The organism is Paenisporosarcina sp. OV554 (genome assembly GCF_003058165.1).
Taxonomy (GTDB): domain Bacteria; phylum Bacillota; class Bacilli; order Bacillales_A; family Planococcaceae; genus Paenisporosarcina.
In genome coordinates, this window is sequence record NZ_QBUC01000002.1 from 85,762 (window position 1) to 102,484 (window position 16,723).

A 16,723-nucleotide genomic window follows, 5' to 3' on the forward strand; every position below is an offset into this window, starting at 1 on the left:
ATAACGTGGCAATTATAATCAATATTGATGTGATGTTGGCTAAAAGGAAAATGAGTGTTACAGAACTTTCGGAGAGAGTTGGAATAACGATGGCTAACCTTTCTATATTGAAAAATGGAAAGGCAAAAGCGATTCGATTATCAACTTTAGAAGCTATTTGTAAGGCTTTGGACTGTCAGCCTGGGGATATTTTAGAATACAAAAGTGACAAAGACACTCTGGGATAATAAGATTAGAAAACAAATTTATGCAACTAATGGGTGCTTTAGTTGAATAACAAGCTGCCTTAAAAGGCAGCTTGTTTTATTGACTTAAAGCCCCTGTTACTTCCCAATCCGGGTGCTATGTCACCTGGTACGGATTCATTTAATCATTCTTCTGGCTCTCTAAGGAATTAAAATAGGCAAGATGGTGGAGTGTTTAATTTCTCGAAGAGCTAGGCTCGTTTGGATACGAGAGATGCCCAGTTTGTTAAGTTTGCGAATAAATTCTTCTAGACCTTGTCGATTTTTATTAGCCACTTTTAATAAATAATCATATTCACCTGTAAGGCAATGACATTCCAATACTTCTGGCATGGCTTCTAAGTTGTTTTCAAGGATTTCCAATTGCCCGGCTTGATGGATATCGGTACTTATGAAGATGTAGCAAAGAAGGTCAAATCCCAATTTTTGCTGGTCTAGAATAGCGACTTGTTTTTGGATATAGCCTTCGGTTTCTAAACGTTTAATACGAGCGTGGGTAGCAGGTGGTGATAAATTCACACGTCGTCCAAGTTCAGCGTTACTAATATTCGCTTGTCTTTGTAAAATATCGAGAATTTGAAGGTCGATTGAATCAAGTGCTTTATTAATAGGCGTTTCCATATAGATGCTCCTTTGCGGTTTATTCTGAAATCTCAATAATAAAACGATGAATATGGAACAAGTTAAGGTATTTGTTGTATATTCTTTTGATTATATCGAAATTAATGAGAATGACAAAATAATATATGGTGTAAACCTTTATCATGCTAAAATTATCTTATAGCCATGAAGGGGTTGTAGGTCATGCCATATTTATATTATTTTTTATTATTATTTACGAGTTTTTTGTGGGGTGGGAATTTTGTTGTCGGAAAAACGTTAGTTGATCATGCTTCTCCGGTAACTTTGACCACATTGAGATGGTTAATTGCAGTCCTTTGTCTTATTCCGATTGTCTGGTGGAAAGAAAAGAGTCTTTCGGTATCACGAAAAGCGATTCTTCCTTTGCTACTAATGGGAATAACAGGCGTTGTATTATTTAATCTCTTTCAATTTCTTGCGTTAGATTTTACTTCAGCTACGAATGTAGGGTTGATCTCTACGTTAAATATGTTTTCCATTGCCTTGTTTTCCTTTTTATTTTTGAAAGAAAAGATAAATATATGGCAGTTAGGTTCAATGTTAATTTCATTTATTGGCGTGCTTTTAGTTCTTTCAAAAGGACACTTCGAGATGCTATTTTCAATTGGTTTCAATAAAGGAGACTTATTGATGGTTGCAGCTGTTTGTGTGTGGGGTTTGTATTCGATCGTAAGCAAGTGGGCGATGAAGTATACAACACCATTGATGGCAACTTTATACTCTGGGGTTTTTGGCGTTATTGTATTAATTCCTTTAAATGTACACGATTTTACTATTACGAATTTGAATGCATCCTTTGTGCAATCTATTTTATACACAGGTGTTGTATCGACTGTGTTGTGCATGTTGTTATGGAATATTGGTGTCCAAAAAATAGGCGCAACAACATCTGGCATGTTCTTAAATTTTAATCCGATTTTCACAGCTTTCATTGCTTTTATGTGGCTAGGAGAAAGACTGACTCTGATACAAGGGGTGGGGAGTGTGACTGTAATCGTTGGATGCTTATTGTTTACTTTTTTCAAACAAAAGCTGAATGCGCTTCCGACTTTACCTCAACTTTATATAGATGAAAATCTCCCATCATCTATTGCCAGAAAGTGATAAAAATATAATCATATAAAAACGAACCTGAACCACGTTATCGTGGTTCAGGTTCGTTTTATATTATTTAGTTGTTACTGCTTCAATTTCTTTTGTTAATTTCACCAATTCATCAACTAGTTCTCCGATGTAGGAAATAGTGTCACGAAGAGGTTTTTCAGTTGTTATATCGACACCTGCCATTTGAGCAAGCTCAACTGGTGACTTTGTGCCACCTGCTTGAAGAACTTCTAACCATTGGGCAACTGCAGGTTCGCCTTCTTCTAATATGCGTTTTGATACTTGTGTTGAAATTGTTAATCCAGCACTGTACGTGTAAGGGTATAAGCCCATGTAGTAGTGGGGCTGGCGCATCCAAGTTAATTCAGCTCCTGGTGTTATGTCGACTGCATCACCCCAGAATTCTTCTAAGACGCCACGTTTGATTTCATTTAATATCCCCGCATTAACATTGTGACCTGCATTCACACGTTCATATACTTTTCGTTGGAAAGCAGCTTCGAGTAAATGTGTTACGAAGTTATGGTAGTAAGTACGTGACACGATAGACGCTATAACCCAACGCTTGAACTTTGGATCGTCTGAGTTCGCAAGTAAGTGATTCGCCATTAACATTTCATTCATCGTCGATGGTGCTTCGATGAAGTACAAGGATGGGCGAGAATTAAAGACGTTCTGTTTTTTATGAGCATTATAGAAATGGCCTGCATGTCCAAGTTCATGAGCTAATACAAACACCTCGTTCATGCGGCTGGACCAAGAAATTAAGATGTAAGGATGTGAACCGTATGGGCTAGAACAGAAAGCACCGGTGGATTTCCCTTTATTTTGCGCAAAGTCAATCCAACGCTCATCAAATGAACGGTTGACCATGTCTAAATAATCGTCACCCATAATGGCAAGTGCATCATTCATATATTTCTTTGATTCTTCAATCGTAATTTTAGGTTCATAAGAAGGATCTAATGGAATCTTCAAGTCTGCAAATGTCATTTCCTCTAGGCCGTGAACGTCTTGAAGAAGTTTTGCATACTTACGCATATGTGGTGCAAGTTCGCTCATGATTAAATCGATTTGACGATTAAATAGGGATTGGTCAACTTCTTGTCCAAATAATAAATGATCAAACATATTGTCAAAACCACGTAAATCTGAGGTCGTTTTTTCAATTTGCACTTTCATATCATATGTTTTTGCAGTGGTGTGCTGATAGTTTTTAATTTGATTGGAGAATGACTCGAATGCAGCACGTCGTATCTCAGTATCCGTTTCTGCTTCCCAGTCTCCTTCAAACAATACGTAGCTTAACGGGTATTTCTTGCCGTTAACTTCGAAATCTTCAAAAGATAAATCGACCATTTTAGTTGTATTGTACAACTCGTAAGGACCACCGAATGAAGAAGAGTACGCGGCTAACGTTTTCTCCACTTCAGGATGAAGCTGATGTGGTTTTCTGCGAATTAATTTTTTTAAGTAGTGACCAAATTCATCTGAGTTTTTCAATGCATCTTCTAATATTTCTACAGGTAACTCTAGTAATTCACTATCCACAAATGATAGTTTACTGCTTAAATTTGCAGAGACTGAACCGAATTTAGCAGAACGCATCTGTGCATCGCTATCTGTTTGGTCTGTACTGTAAGCGAGGCTTGCGTAAGTACCGATTGGAACGAACTGTTCATAAATTTGTGCATAACCTTTTAAAGCATCTACAGCCGACTGTGCATCTTTGATGCTACCTTTGAATTTTGTGCAAAAAGCATCTACTTCTTTTTCAAGTTGTACAAGTGCAGTTTGATAAGATTCTTCTGATGTGAATAAGTCTTGTAAGTTCCACGTTTCGTCTTTTTTAACTTCTGAACGTATAGGTAAACTTTTAACCATCTTCATCTCTCCCTTTTATTACGGATATCGAACTAATAATAAGTATAATTGTATTTGTTTAAACATTCACTCTTATTATGTGGTATTGATTAATTTTTTTCAATTAAAAGGGAATTGATAAGTTGATTGAGATAGATTTTTTTCATCATTTTTAGAAGGAATTAAATAAAAGTGATAATTCTTAATAATTCGGGTATTAATAGGTGAAGATATTTATTTTGACTGGCGGTTTTTCATGTTATAAGATGAATAATACCAAGCAAGTCTATCTGAATTAGGAGGAATAGAAATGAAAAAAATTAGTTTAGCACTATTAATGATACTAACAGCTGTTTTCGTATTATCAGCTTGTGGAACTGCAAAAGATGATAATGCAAAAAAAGATGATAATAACACAGGATCTACAGAAGGAGATTTATTAGCGAAAGTGCAAAAAGAAGGAGAGTTATTAATTGGTACAGAAGGTACATACCCACCATTCACTTATCACGATGAAACGGGTAAATTAACTGGTTTTGATGTTGAAATTGCTGAAGAAGTAGCTTCACGTTTAGGCGTTAAAGCGAAATTCATGGAAACTCAATGGGATGCTATATTTGCAGGTCTTGATTCAAAAAGATTTGACATGATTGCCAACCAAGTAGGTATTAATGAAGAACGCATGGAGAAATATGATTTCTCTGAACCATATATTTCATCGGTAGCTGTATTAGTAACACAAAAAGGAAATAAAGATGTGAAAAGCTTTGAAGATATTGATGGTTTAAAATCAGCACAATCTTTAACAAGTAACTATGCAGAAATTGCTAAATCAAATGGTGCAGAATTAGTAGGAGTTGAAGGATTCAATCAAGCGATAGAATTGTTAAACTCAAAACGTGTAGATGTTACAGTTAATGATAATCTTTCTGTTTTAGATTTCTTAAAACAAAAACCAGATGCAAATATCCAAATTGTAGACGAAGCTGGCGATGCAGCTCAAAGTGGCTTGATGTTTAATAAAGACAACGAAACGTTAGTAGAAGCTGTAAATGTAGCATTAAAAGAAATGATTGAAGATGGCACATATGAGAAAATTTCAGATAAATGGTTCGGCGAAAATGTTTTGGAATAATTTTGCCATCGACCCTGAAAAAATGGAGCGCTCCTTAGATATTGCACAATCTTCCCTTCAGCCTTTGCTGGAGGGTGCACTTGTATATACGCTTCCTTTATCACTGATCACTTTCGTTGTTGGTCTTATATTAGCTATACTTACAGCTTTAGCTCGAATATCTACAGTTAAGCCTTTCCAATGGATTGCACGTTTTTATGTGTCCGCAATTCGTGGTACACCTTTATTAGTACAACTATTTATCCTGTTTTATGGATTGCCATCAGTTGGAGTGGTCATTGATCCATTCCCAGCAGCAGTAATTGGTTTTTCATTAAACGTTGGAGCGTATGCTTCTGAAGTCATTCGTGCAGCTATTTTATCCATTCCAAAAGGTCAATGGGAAGCAGCACATATGATAGGGATGTCATATACGCAAACATTAAGACGCGTCATTTTACCACAAGCAACACGCGTATCTATTCCACCGCTATCGAATACTTTTATTAGTTTAGTAAAAGATACTTCATTGGGCTCTTTAATTCTTGTAACGGAAATGTTCCGACGTGCACAAGAAATTGCTGCGACCAATTATGAATTTTTGCTTTTATATACTGAAGTAGCAATTATCTATTGGATTATCTGTTTCTTCCTTTCGCTTATCCAAGGTCGATTGGAACATCGCTTCGATCGCTATGTATCGAGATAACTCAAATGAATAAATGGATGAAGAAGAAAGGAGCATAAGATGATTTCAATAAATGGATTACACAAAAAATTTGGGGATCTTGAAGTACTAAAAGGAATTGATTTGCAAGTTAACAAAGGCCAAGTAATTGTTGTCATTGGACCTTCTGGATCAGGGAAAACAACGTTACTGAGATGCTTAAATATACTAGAAGTTCCGACCGCTGGTAGCATCACAATTGATGAACAAACTGCGGATTTCTCTAATACCGTGAATAAAAGAACAATAGATTTACTGAGAAGAGAGTCAGCAATGGTTTTCCAACATTACAATCTCTTTCCTCACATGACCGCCCTTCAAAATGTTATGGAAGGACCGGTCATCGTGAAAAAGATGTCAAAAACCGATGCACGAGCTAAAGCCGAACAGTTGTTGAATAAAGTCGGACTTGGAGACAAGCTTGATTTCTACCCACATCAACTATCAGGTGGGCAACAACAACGAGTCGGCATCGCAAGAGCATTAGCATTGGAACCTAAAGTAATGCTGTTTGACGAACCAACGTCAGCACTAGACCCAGAGTTAGTTGGAGAAGTATTACAAGTTATGAAAGACTTAGCGAACGAAGGAATTACAATGATGGTTGTCACTCATGAAATGCGATTTGCAAATGATGTAGCGAACGAAGTCATCTTTATGGACCAAGGGAAAATTATCGAGCGCAGCAAACCAAGTGACATGTTTACACATCCAAAAGAAGAACGTACAAGACAATTCTTAAACTTGATTCAATCATAAAAAAGAGCACTTCTTATTCAAACCATCACTGGTTGTAAGGAGTGCTTTTTTGTGTTTTATAGTGAAATATACGGTTAGTTAATGGGGAATACTGAAGTGGTCTATGGTTTTCTAAGCCTAACTGGTTCAAGATTTTCGTTATTTCATGTTATTCTATTAAAAGATATAATTTTCTGTCTTTTAAAATGTAAGAGTTTATTTTATAAAATTCTTTTAAGGAGAGGTTTCATGAAATTCAGAATGGAGCACGATTCCATTGGAGAGATTCAAGTACCCGCTGATAAAATGTGGGGAGCACAAACACAACGGAGTAAAGAAAATTTTGTCATTGGATCTGAATTAATGCCAATTGAATTAATTCATGCCTTTGCCGTGTTAAAGAAGGCAGCTGCAAAAGTGAATTATGATTTAGGTACCTTGTCCAAAGATAAGATGCAGGCAATTTCTCGTGCAGCTACAGAAATTAGCGAAGGAAAGTGGAATGAACATTTCCCGTTAGTCGTTTGGCAAACAGGAAGCGGTACACAATCCAATATGAATGTGAATGAAGTAATTGCCTATCGGGGGAATCAATTGTTGAAGGACGATGGGAGCGAAGAATTGCTTCATCCAAACGATGATGTAAATAAATCCCAAAGTTCCAATGACACATTTCCAACAGCCATGCATATCGCAGCTGTAGAAGTTATTCAGACCTTGTTGTTGCCGGAACTTGAACGATTACGCACAACTTTCAGTAATCAGGAAGAAGAATTTAAACATATCATCAAAATTGGTAGAACCCATTTACAAGATGCGACCCCCTTAACATTAGGACAAGAAATAAGTGGCTGGAAACATATGGTTGTTAAAAGTGAGGAAATGATACGTGAAAGTTTGGTTCATGTATCGGAGCTTGCTATTGGAGGGACTGCTGTCGGGACTGGTATAAATGCTCACGCAGAGTTTGGGGACCGTGTAGCAACTGAAATAAGTGGAGACACGGGTTATAAGTTTGTATCGTCTTCTAATAAATTTCATGCTCTAACGAGTCATGATCAGTTGGTGTATGCACATGGAGCACTGAAAGCATTAGCAGCTGATTTAATGAAGATTGCAAATGACGTCAGGTGGCTAGCTAGTGGACCTAGAAGCGGCATTGGTGAAATTACTATTCCAGCAAATGAGCCAGGAAGTTCAATTATGCCAGGGAAAGTAAATCCTACTCAAAGTGAAGCATTGACGATGGTGGCAGTTCAAGTCATGGGGAATGATACGTCTATTGGCTTCGCAGCAAGCCAGGGCAACTTTGAATTAAACGTCTTTAAACCGGTCATCTTCTATAACTTCATGCAATCTGTCAGGCTACTAAGTGACAGTGTGCGAAGTTTCCATGACCTTTGCGTCGCTGGTATCAAACCAAATGTTGAAAAACTTTCACACCATGTCAGCAATTCGCTCATGTTAGTAACTGCATTAAATCCCCATATAGGCTACGAAAATGCAGCGAAAATTGCCAAACAAGCACATGAAAACGGTACAACATTAAAAGAATCCGCACTTCAAAGCGGCTTATTAACAGAAGAAGAATTCGACAGAATTGTTGATCCTTCTAAAATGATTAAATAACCATTGATTGCAGAAAAAAAGACTGAGCCTCTAGGGGTTCAGTCTTTTTTTGAAAACAGATATTTGTTTAGTTGTAAAAATTGAAGGTTTAGTTGTAAAAAACAAAGATTTAGTTGTAATAATTGACCGTTTAGTTGTAAAAAAAACCGATTTAGTTGTATAAGTAAAATATGGGAATACAAATTAATGGCTTTTAATTGCTTACAAGTGAAATCGCAGGGGACTTTGGAAGGCACTGTACTGCACCTTTACATATGCAGAAAAGTAGTCATAAAAATAAAAGAAGCAAAATGAGGTCGAAATAGCATCTTCGGCCGAATATCTACTTAAAATAAGCAAAATAATTCTTTAATATCCCAAACCAATATCAATAACTCCATCCAGGTTGAAAGGGAGCGAATGACGTGCACCCGCCGCAGGATGATCTAAAAAAAGAGGGATGGGCAAGTGGCGAAGTCACTTGCCCATCCTTATTTATTCTCTAGATCAAGGTGCAGCAGGGAAAAGCGTCTGGAGCGACCTTTAAACTTGTTTGAATATCAAAAATGTAATTACAACGTTATATCAAATCTGGAAACTTATTCGCTTCCTCTGACACAACGAACGCAAGGTCGTCATTGCCGAACAACTGAAGAACTTCAATGAGAGTGCCAGAATCAATATCAAGCTCCATTATTGGTTCGTTACTATCGATAATAGTTTTAATTGCTTCATTTGGCCCTTGAGAGGGATAAGCCTTTTGATAAAGAGCAAAAGGATCAATCTTATGATTTTGACACCACTGTACAAACAATTGAATCATGACTTGTTCATCTTCTTGATATTTCTGGATAATAAATTCGGTTATACTTTTTTGATCCATCGACAATTACTCCTTTAACCCCTCATAAACGAAAGAGTATATTTGCGCCTAGCATGCAAAGGAACGAAGGTTGAAAACGCCAACCCCTTCATGACCCACTTCCTGTTGGCTCGTGCGGCTAGCGCAAATGTATGATAAACAACAGTAAAGTTTAACTTAGACTTTTATAAAAAGAGGGAATTTGCTTCCTTACTATCCAAACACAATTCAACTATTAGAAATGCTATGTTAATGAATGCTCTCTATATGAAGCGCAAATGTACGATAAACAACAGTTTAGTTTTAACAGAGCCACTTATTTAAACCAGCCTTTTTCCTTAAATCTCGAAATAGCTTCAATCCGATTCGTTACATCCAATTTATCCAAAATGACGGAAATATAGTTTCTCACAGTACCTGTCGTAATGTACATCTGACTAGCAATTTCTTTCGTATTCTTCCCATTTGCAATGAGTTCGAGAACTTGATGCTCACGATCGGTTAAAGGATTATCTTCTCCGCTATAAGCAAGATCGATAAGTTCAGGAGCATAGACGCGACGACCTTCCATAATACTACGAATTGAGTTCGCCAAGTCTTCACTTGGACTATCTTTTAATAAATACCCCATGACGTTGGCTTTTCGCGCACGTTCAAAATAACCAGTTCGAGCAAATGTCGTAAGAATAATGACTTTGCAATCATGCTCTTTTAACTCTTCTGCAGCATCTAAACCCGTTTTGGAAGGCATTTCAATATCCATAATGCACACATCTGGATTTAATTCATGGACCAAATTAAGAACTTCATCACCATTATGAGCTTTTCCTACAACTTCCATGTCATCCTCCAAATCGAGTAATGACCCAAGTGCACCTAGTAACATGCGTTGATCTTCTGCTAACACAATGCGAATCATGATAAATCCTCCTTAACCGATTGTAGGATAACGTGAGGTACATGTATATTAAGGGTTGTGCCATCTAAACCTGAAATCTCTAAATGGCCATTAACGAACTCTAACCGTTCCTTCATTCCGCGTAATCCGTTTCCATCTAAAAATTGTCTATCCTTCTCAAAACCAATTCCATTATCTTGTACTTGAAGAAATAATTCAGTTTGAGTTTGTTTAATTAAGACATGGCAAAATGATGCTTGACTGTGTTTTACAACATTGGTGACGGCTTCTTTTAAACACATGCTTAGGACGTTTTCGACAAGCAACGGAGTATCTTTTAATATTGGATTCCCTTTTACTCGAAAATCAATATCGGCTGCTTTTAAGATTTGTTGTACACGTAACAGTTCCTCTTCTAGTTTACCAGCACGCATATTGGAAACGAGTTCTCGCACTTCTTTTAATGCAATTCGAGCTGTGTGGTTAATATCAAGAAGTTCTTGCTTAGCGCGAAGGGGATCTTTTTCAATTACTTTGCTAGCTAAATCACTTTTTAACCCAATTAAAGAGAGCTTTTGACCTAATGTATCATGTAGATCACGTGCAATTCTTTGGCGTTCCTGCGAAACAAGCAATTTAGAAATCCGTTTGTTTGCATTTTCTAATTGACCTTCTAATTTTTCTTGTTTGTTCCGATTGTAAGCATTAAATGGCAATAAAATAACGCCAATTACACCGATTAGAATAAAAGGGAATTGTGAAACAAATAAGTCGGATTGAGTAAAAAAGCCAATACTGACGGACACCATTGTGGTAACGAGGTGAACGACATACATTGTGATAAAACCAGCCTTATTGCGAATGTTACCAATGAAAAATGCTAAGAATAAAGAAAAATATAGATACCCAAATAAAATAATTAATGTAATGCTTATGGCTATTTGAACGGCAATCCAAACATACATACGCCATCCTTTGGAAATAAAAGATTGACGATAAGTTAAAAAGAACGCAACTACTAAAAGCAATCCAAGAAAGCTTTCAGAAGGGGAATAGGATTTAAATATATAAAATAACGGCAGAATACAAAATATAATCCAAATATAAATACTGACATACGGGTTTTTAGGGAATATTTGATACCAACTTTGCATAAATGCCTCCATGATTTCTTAACGTTGTAGTACCAATAGTATAACAGACAGAAAAACCATTCCATGAGCGGAATGGTTTTTCATGTATATTATTTTCCTTCCATGCTTGAACGTTTTGTTTGTAGTTGGATGGAATTCTTCGTGTTTTGTAACAAATGTTTTATTTCTTTAAAGCTTACGAACGTTTTTTTCGATTCATCATATAAACGGAAGTGGAACGACTTCAAGCTTGTTTTTAATGTAATCGTTGTTGCTTTGTGAAGGGGTGGTGTAGAATCATGTGCTTGTTCTAATCGGTAGTTAGGTACACGTGGGCTTAAATGATGCACATGGTGATACCCAATGTTCCCAGTTAACCATTGAAGCACTTTTGGTAATTTATAAAATGAACTACCATCAACTGCAGCTTTTACATAATCCCACTGCTCTTCATCTTCGAAGTATGAATCTTCAAATTGGTGTTGAACATAGAACAACCAAATTCCAAAAGAACCAGCAACAATTAAGATGGTTCCTTGAATAATTGCGAATGCTTCAATACCAACTAACCAAATCATAAAAGCATACAAAGCAACTAGTGCTACGTTGATAAAGTATGTGTTGTTACGTTCTTTTGGACGAGCATCTTTACGATTGAAGCGATTTGAAACAAAATACAGGAACAATGGTCCTAATCCGAACATCACAATTGGATTGCGATATAGACGGTAAGCAAATCGGCGACCTGGAGTTGCATCAATATACTCGTCAACCGTCATAACCCAAACATCACCAACACCACGTTTGTCTAAGTTACTGCTTGTAGCATGGTGAATCGAGTGATCTCGTTTCCATTTTTCATAAGCGAACAAAGTCAAAATACCAGTGATTGTACCTAAAACGGAATTGGCTTTCTTACTCTTAAAGAAAGAACCGTGTGTACAGTCATGGAAAATGATAAACGTTCTAACAATAAAGCCTGATGCTGCAATCGCTAAAGCGAGAGTTAAGAAAATCGAAACGTCTAAACTTAAATACGCTAAAAACCACAAAATGAAGAATGGTGGAATTGTATTAATAATCTGTTTCACACTTGATGACATGTCTGATTTCTCAAATGGCGCCACTAGCTTACGTAGCTGCATAGTTTTTTCTTTACTCATAGCGTCCTCCTGCAAAGATGTATTTGAATTCTTTCATATAAAAACTTGTTACATTAAGAATAGGGTTTAGGAGCAGATAATAAAAGACATAAACGTCAAGTGAAGACTATGACAAGTGTCATATAGGTAGTGTTGTTCAGAAAAGTTGAGATTCTTATTATTTTTCTCGTTTTTTTAGACATAATAAGAAATATATACGATTAATTGTACTTTTTAGAAACATTTTTTTACTATTCTAGGCTTGCTTAGGTTGAAAAAAAGCGGTCTTCCTATGCTACAGTATTACAAAGAACACGTGACAGGAGTGACAGACAATGACGAAATTATTAAATGCGAAAAATTTTATTGACTTAATAGAAGAAGAAGCTGACATTATCATACCGATTGCAAATGGTGAACCTATACGCTTATTAGATATTTTAGAAGAACATGCAAATGAACTAAGTCATGTTAAAATCCATCAAATGTTGGCACTACATCCTCGGAAATATATTTTAGGGGAGATGTCAGGTCAACTTACACATGTGTCTTATTTTTTAAGTGGTGCTACGCGCAAAACGTATCAAGAAGCAAAAATGGAGTTAGTGCCAAACAATTTTCATGAGGTTCCAAACATGCTGTCGAAGGTTACAAAAATGTCGATGATTCTGTCAGTAGCTTCTCCAGTTGACGAGCATGGCTATTTTTCGTTAGGAACACAAGCTGATTATGTCGCAGAGTTTATTGGGAAAGTTCCATTTATTTTAGAGGTGAACCGCAATATGCCTCGTACATTTGGTCATAACCAAATTCATATTAGTCAAATTGCAGGATATATTGAGCATGATGCGCCATTAGTTGAGGAAGTGGTTCCTGAAATCGGGGAAAAAGATTTGCTCATAGCTAAAAAAGTTGCTGCAGATATTCAAGATGGAGATACGCTTCAAATAGGAATCGGATCGGTTCCTAATGCGATCATGAGTTTATTGAAGAATCATCGAAATCTAGGAATTCATACAGAGATGCTACCTGATGGAATCGTTGATTTAGTGGAAGCCGGTGCTATCAATGGTACTAAAAAGTTCACGAACAAAGGAAAAATTGTTGCAACATTTGCATATGGTACGCAACGTTTGTATGATTTTATCCACAACAACTCTTCGATAGAGTTCTTACCCGTCAGTGTAGTTAACGACCCTCGTGAAATTGCCAAAGAAGAAAATATCGTGTCTATCAATGCGACAACAGAAGTGGACTTATTTGGTCAATGTGCATCCGAAACAGTCGGAGGGAAATATTATTCTTCCAGTGGTGGACAAATTGATTTCGCACGAGGCGTACGTTTGGCGAAAAGTGGGAAAGGCTACATCTGTTTGCATTCCACTTTAAAGAACGACACCATTTCAAGAATTAAATTGGATTTGACACCAGGTTCTGTAGTGACGACAGGGAAAAATGACGTCGACAACATCGTAACCGAATACGGCATCGCACGCTTGCATGGCCGTTCTATCAGTGACCGTGCTAAGCAATTAATCAGCATTGCTCATCCGAATTTTAGAGACGAGCTAACCCAGCAAGCAATGGAACGAGGAATTATCTAGTATAAAGTTTTTATAATATAGTGCCAGGCAACAAAGGAGTAAGCGGGACAAAATACGTCCAACAAATCTTCGAGTGCCTGGCATTTTTTCATGCTTTATTGAATATGGCTTAATTTATCATGTGTTGCAGGTTAGTAATACTCTTTGTTGAAAACTATCGTGAGGTTGAGTAATAAGTGGAAATTCTCTTGAAAGATGAAACCTTTAATAGGGTATTTACGTAGTTAAAAGAAGCTAATAATCAGAATATTTAAAGAGGTGATATTGATGATAGGAACGATTGCTGTAATTATGATTTTCTCTATACCGATTCTTGGAATAATTACAAACCATCTAAAAGATAATCAAAAAATAAAAGCGAGTATGTTAAAAGATGAGTTGGAATTAGAGAAGTTAAAACATGAAAATTTTATCGTAGAAACTGAAAAGATGCGTCTTGAATTAGAAACGATGAAAGTAGATTACACAAAAACAGCAGTGCCAGTTCTTTGGGAGGTCCAAGGAGAGAAGACAAACATTTGATTAATTAAATAAAGTCGCACAATGTTTTCATATTGTGCGACTTTATTAATTATTAATAAGAAAAAGCAGTTTCTCACAATGAGAAACTGCTGAATTTGCTCCACAAATATTAATATAATTTACCTTGTTTGTATAAGACAGTTGAAAGACGAGTAACAGAGTGAATATAGCAATTTTGTCGAAGAGGGAATGGATCTCCGAAATATTGTGGCAGAATTAAATCCATCGTTGTCTGCATTTTCACAAGTAATTGTTTGTACACTTCTTCTTCAGTAAAGAACTGTGTTTCACGACCTTGTAACCATTCTAAATAGGAAACAATTACACCCCCTGCATTTGCTAAGATGTCGGGAATGATAATTACACCTTTTTGGCTAAGATAATCATCTGCTTCAGTTGTCGTTGGAGCATTTGCGCCCTCAACAATAATGCGGGCTTTAACTTCTTCTTTATTTTGATCATTTAATTGATTTTCAAGTGCTGCAAGGAATAATACACCAACATCCATCGTTAATATGTCTTCGCGAGGTTGAATGACAGCGCTCACTTTTATTTCTTTTAATTGTTCTTCCGTAGTTGGCAAATCACCACGATTTTTTGCTGTAAATTCAACAAGTGCAGGAATATCTAGTCCATCTGCGTTATATAAAGTTACGTTTCGATCGCTGACAGCAACCACTTTGTTTTGTAAATTTTGACAACGATATGCTTCTAAAGCAGTAATTGAACCAACATTACCAAACCCTTGGATAGCAATTGTTAATGGTTTATTTATAAATTCAAGGGCTGTTTTTGCAAAAGGATTTGTTGAAACTGCTAATGACTTCTCGTTTGCTGTGACATAGTCATGTATTAAATAACGGAATGTAAAGTATACGCCTTTCCCAGTTGCTTCTCGACGACCTAAAGATCCACCATTTACTACGCTTTTTCCTGTGAAACTTCCTAAATACGGACTACCTGGGTTGATTTTTTTATATTCCGCCATCATCCAGTCCATTTCGCGTTCTCCAGAGCCAACATCCGGTGCGGGAATATCATTATCTGGACCAATTACGTTATTGAAATAACGAACGTACTTTATGCAAATCCGTTGCAACTCTTGTTCCGAAAATGCTTTAGGGTCAATGACGATTCCACCCTTGCCTCCACCAAATGGGACGTTATGAAGAGCGTTTTTTAACGTCATTAAAAATGCTAAATTAACAACTTCCTCTTCATTAACACTTTCATGAAAACGAATACCGCCTTTATAAGGACCTAACGCATTATTATGATGTACGCGATATGAGGGGATTCGTACCACTTCGCCATCTTTTAAAGGTACACGTAAAAATGACTTATGTATTTGATTCGGTGTTGAAAGAATAGCATTGAGTGAGGTGAATGCTGTTTTGCGCATGTCTCCTTGTAATTCAGGTAAAAACGTTTCATTACTCAATAATGCATTCAAAGACTGTTGGACGATGGATCTTGTTTGTTCTTCCATAGAAAAGCACCTCCGGTTATAATTTGTCTACCCTATTTATACCCTTAGCATTGTCATGTAAACGGATATAACCCATCAGCAAAAGCTAGTGGGTCATTAACCAAATTATCAAGCTACAGAAGTTCTTTGCAAGAGAATATTAGACAATTTTTAGGGTAATTTATAAGTGTAGATTAGTTCAATTAGTGCAAGGTGTTTAGTTCTTCCTTTTTTTGATCTAACTCCTTCTGAAGTGAAAGAATAGGATCTGTTTGTCCTTGATTTTTGAGAGCATTTTCGACTGCCCGATCAGCATGCTCTATCTTTTTTTGTGCTTCTTGAATAAATTGCTCTGTGGGATTCGTAAAAGCTTTACTAACAGCTATCGAGACATTGTCCACAGAATTGGTCAATTGTCCAATGACTGTATCTTCTTTCCAGCTCATTTTCGTGTGATCTTCCATAGCGAAGTCCTCCTTAGGTTCGTCCGAGAAATCAATACGTTCTTACTATGGCAAATTAGCTCGAGATTATGCATGAAATATTCGAATAGACATTAATTTAGACAAAAAAAGACGTAAGATGATTGTTCATCTTACGTCTTTTTGTCGTTACCACAATGTTGGTTTAATGACCATTAAAGCGAGCATCAATGCCAATAAGGTTATATAAACCCATGTAGCTTTGTAAAGTTTAGCGATCAATTTCAAACGGTCAATACCAGGGATAACAAACTTTTTGAGGGTACTTGAAAATCCACGGGCAAGGAAGAAAATTGAGACCACCATAAGACCGATTGTCATCACAATCCAAGAAGTACTCCAAGGCCAAGGTCCGAGGTAAACTAGTAAAATACCTGAGACAACGAGAACGTGACCCGAATGTTTAATTAGACGGACCACAGAGCGGAAAATCGCTATGTAAGATGTCTCAAGTGTCGCATCGGCTTCGCGCATCTTTTTTAAGATTGCAAACAATACGAAAAGTGGACCAACTGAAATCGCGGCACTTAGAACATGGATGAAAACTATAAAAACATACCAATCAATCATT

Annotated in this window: 17 protein-coding genes; 8 read left to right on the forward strand and 9 right to left on the reverse strand. The window is 36.7% G+C overall.

From position 1 onward, the window contains the following. Positions 1–5 precede the first annotated feature (5 nt). Entirely contained in the window at positions 6–227 is a 222-nt protein-coding gene (locus C8K15_RS02605) for a helix-turn-helix domain-containing protein (RefSeq protein ID WP_108584874.1), read from the forward strand. 159 nt (positions 228–386) lie between these two features. Here the strand turns inward: C8K15_RS02605 and C8K15_RS02610 are convergent, their stop codons facing one another. Continuing rightward, a complete protein-coding gene (locus C8K15_RS02610; protein WP_108584875.1) occupies positions 387–866 on the reverse strand; it encodes an Lrp/AsnC family transcriptional regulator in 480 nt (159 codons plus the stop codon). Positions 867–1,049: 183 nt separating this feature from the next. Between C8K15_RS02610 and C8K15_RS02615 the strand changes: the two genes are divergently transcribed. Then, complete coding sequence (locus C8K15_RS02615; RefSeq protein ID WP_108584876.1) at positions 1,050–1,991, forward strand: DMT family transporter; 942 nt, start codon at positions 1,050–1,052, stop codon at positions 1,989–1,991. Positions 1,992–2,054: 63 nt separating this feature from the next. Here the strand turns inward: C8K15_RS02615 and pepF are convergent, their stop codons facing one another. Beyond that, complete coding sequence (gene pepF / locus C8K15_RS02620) at positions 2,055–3,875, reverse strand: oligoendopeptidase F (RefSeq protein WP_108584877.1); 1,821 nt, start codon at positions 3,873–3,875, stop codon at positions 2,055–2,057. 289 nt (positions 3,876–4,164) lie between these two features. Between pepF and C8K15_RS02625 the strand changes: the two genes are divergently transcribed. The 4 genes from C8K15_RS02625 to fumC all read left to right on the forward strand — a co-directional run bounded on the left by C8K15_RS02625 (position 4,165) and on the right by fumC (position 8,062). Beyond that, a complete protein-coding gene (locus C8K15_RS02625) occupies positions 4,165–4,989 on the forward strand; it encodes an amino acid ABC transporter substrate-binding protein (protein WP_108584878.1) in 825 nt (274 codons plus the stop codon). After that, positions 4,976–5,677, forward strand: coding sequence for an amino acid ABC transporter permease (locus C8K15_RS02630; RefSeq protein ID WP_108585058.1), 702 nt, complete (start codon positions 4,976–4,978; stop codon positions 5,675–5,677). Before C8K15_RS02625 ends, C8K15_RS02630 begins: the two co-directional genes overlap by 14 nt. Positions 5,678–5,716: 39 nt before the next feature. Beyond that, positions 5,717–6,454: an amino acid ABC transporter ATP-binding protein gene (locus C8K15_RS02635; protein ID WP_108584879.1), complete on the forward strand. Its 738-nt coding sequence runs from the start codon at positions 5,717–5,719 to the stop codon at positions 6,452–6,454. A 228-nt stretch (positions 6,455–6,682) separates the two neighbouring features. Next, positions 6,683–8,062 (forward strand): class II fumarate hydratase, encoded by a 1,380-nt coding sequence (fumC, locus tag C8K15_RS02640; protein ID WP_108584880.1) that lies wholly within the window; start codon positions 6,683–6,685, stop codon positions 8,060–8,062. Between the two features lie 559 nt (positions 8,063–8,621). Here fumC and C8K15_RS02645 read toward each other — a convergent pair. The 4 genes from C8K15_RS02645 to desA form a co-directional block, all read right to left on the reverse strand. Beyond that, entirely contained in the window at positions 8,622–8,924 is a 303-nt protein-coding gene (locus C8K15_RS02645; protein ID WP_108584881.1) for a hypothetical protein, read from the reverse strand. A 295-nt stretch (positions 8,925–9,219) separates the two neighbouring features. Further along, positions 9,220–9,822: a response regulator transcription factor gene (locus C8K15_RS02650; RefSeq protein ID WP_108584882.1), complete on the reverse strand. Its 603-nt coding sequence runs from the start codon at positions 9,820–9,822 to the stop codon at positions 9,220–9,222. After that, on the reverse strand, positions 9,819–10,955 hold the full coding sequence (locus C8K15_RS02655; RefSeq protein ID WP_108584883.1) for a sensor histidine kinase: 1,137 nt from the start codon (positions 10,953–10,955) through the stop codon (positions 9,819–9,821). Before C8K15_RS02655 ends, C8K15_RS02650 begins: the two co-directional genes overlap by 4 nt. Before the next feature lie 89 nt (positions 10,956–11,044). After that, the gene (gene desA / locus C8K15_RS02660) at positions 11,045–12,097 is read right to left on the reverse strand and encodes a Delta(5) desaturase DesA (RefSeq protein ID WP_108584884.1); all 1,053 of its coding nucleotides are present in this window, start codon (positions 12,095–12,097) and stop codon (positions 11,045–11,047) included. 314 nt (positions 12,098–12,411) lie between these two features. On the opposite strand from desA, the gene C8K15_RS02665 reads away from it, so the two are divergent. Both C8K15_RS02665 and C8K15_RS02670 read left to right on the forward strand, forming a co-directional pair. Then, positions 12,412–13,680, forward strand: a complete 1,269-nt coding sequence (locus tag C8K15_RS02665) for an acetyl-CoA hydrolase/transferase family protein (protein ID WP_108584885.1) — start codon at positions 12,412–12,414, stop codon at positions 13,678–13,680. A gap of 267 nt (positions 13,681–13,947) precedes the next feature. Next, a complete protein-coding gene (locus tag C8K15_RS02670; protein ID WP_108584886.1) occupies positions 13,948–14,202 on the forward strand; it encodes a hypothetical protein in 255 nt (84 codons plus the stop codon). A 109-nt stretch (positions 14,203–14,311) separates the two neighbouring features. Here C8K15_RS02670 and C8K15_RS02675 read toward each other — a convergent pair whose 3' ends face one another. From C8K15_RS02675 to C8K15_RS02685, 3 genes are all read right to left on the reverse strand, one after another. After that, positions 14,312–15,691, reverse strand: coding sequence for a Glu/Leu/Phe/Val family dehydrogenase (locus tag C8K15_RS02675; RefSeq protein WP_108584887.1), 1,380 nt, complete (start codon positions 15,689–15,691; stop codon positions 14,312–14,314). A 182-nt stretch (positions 15,692–15,873) separates the two neighbouring features. Beyond that, positions 15,874–16,134, reverse strand: coding sequence for a hypothetical protein (locus tag C8K15_RS02680; protein WP_108584888.1), 261 nt, complete (start codon positions 16,132–16,134; stop codon positions 15,874–15,876). Between the two features lie 147 nt (positions 16,135–16,281). Then, positions 16,282–16,722: a DUF2269 family protein gene (locus C8K15_RS02685; protein WP_108584889.1), complete on the reverse strand. Its 441-nt coding sequence runs from the start codon at positions 16,720–16,722 to the stop codon at positions 16,282–16,284. Position 16,723: the final 1 nt, after the last annotated feature.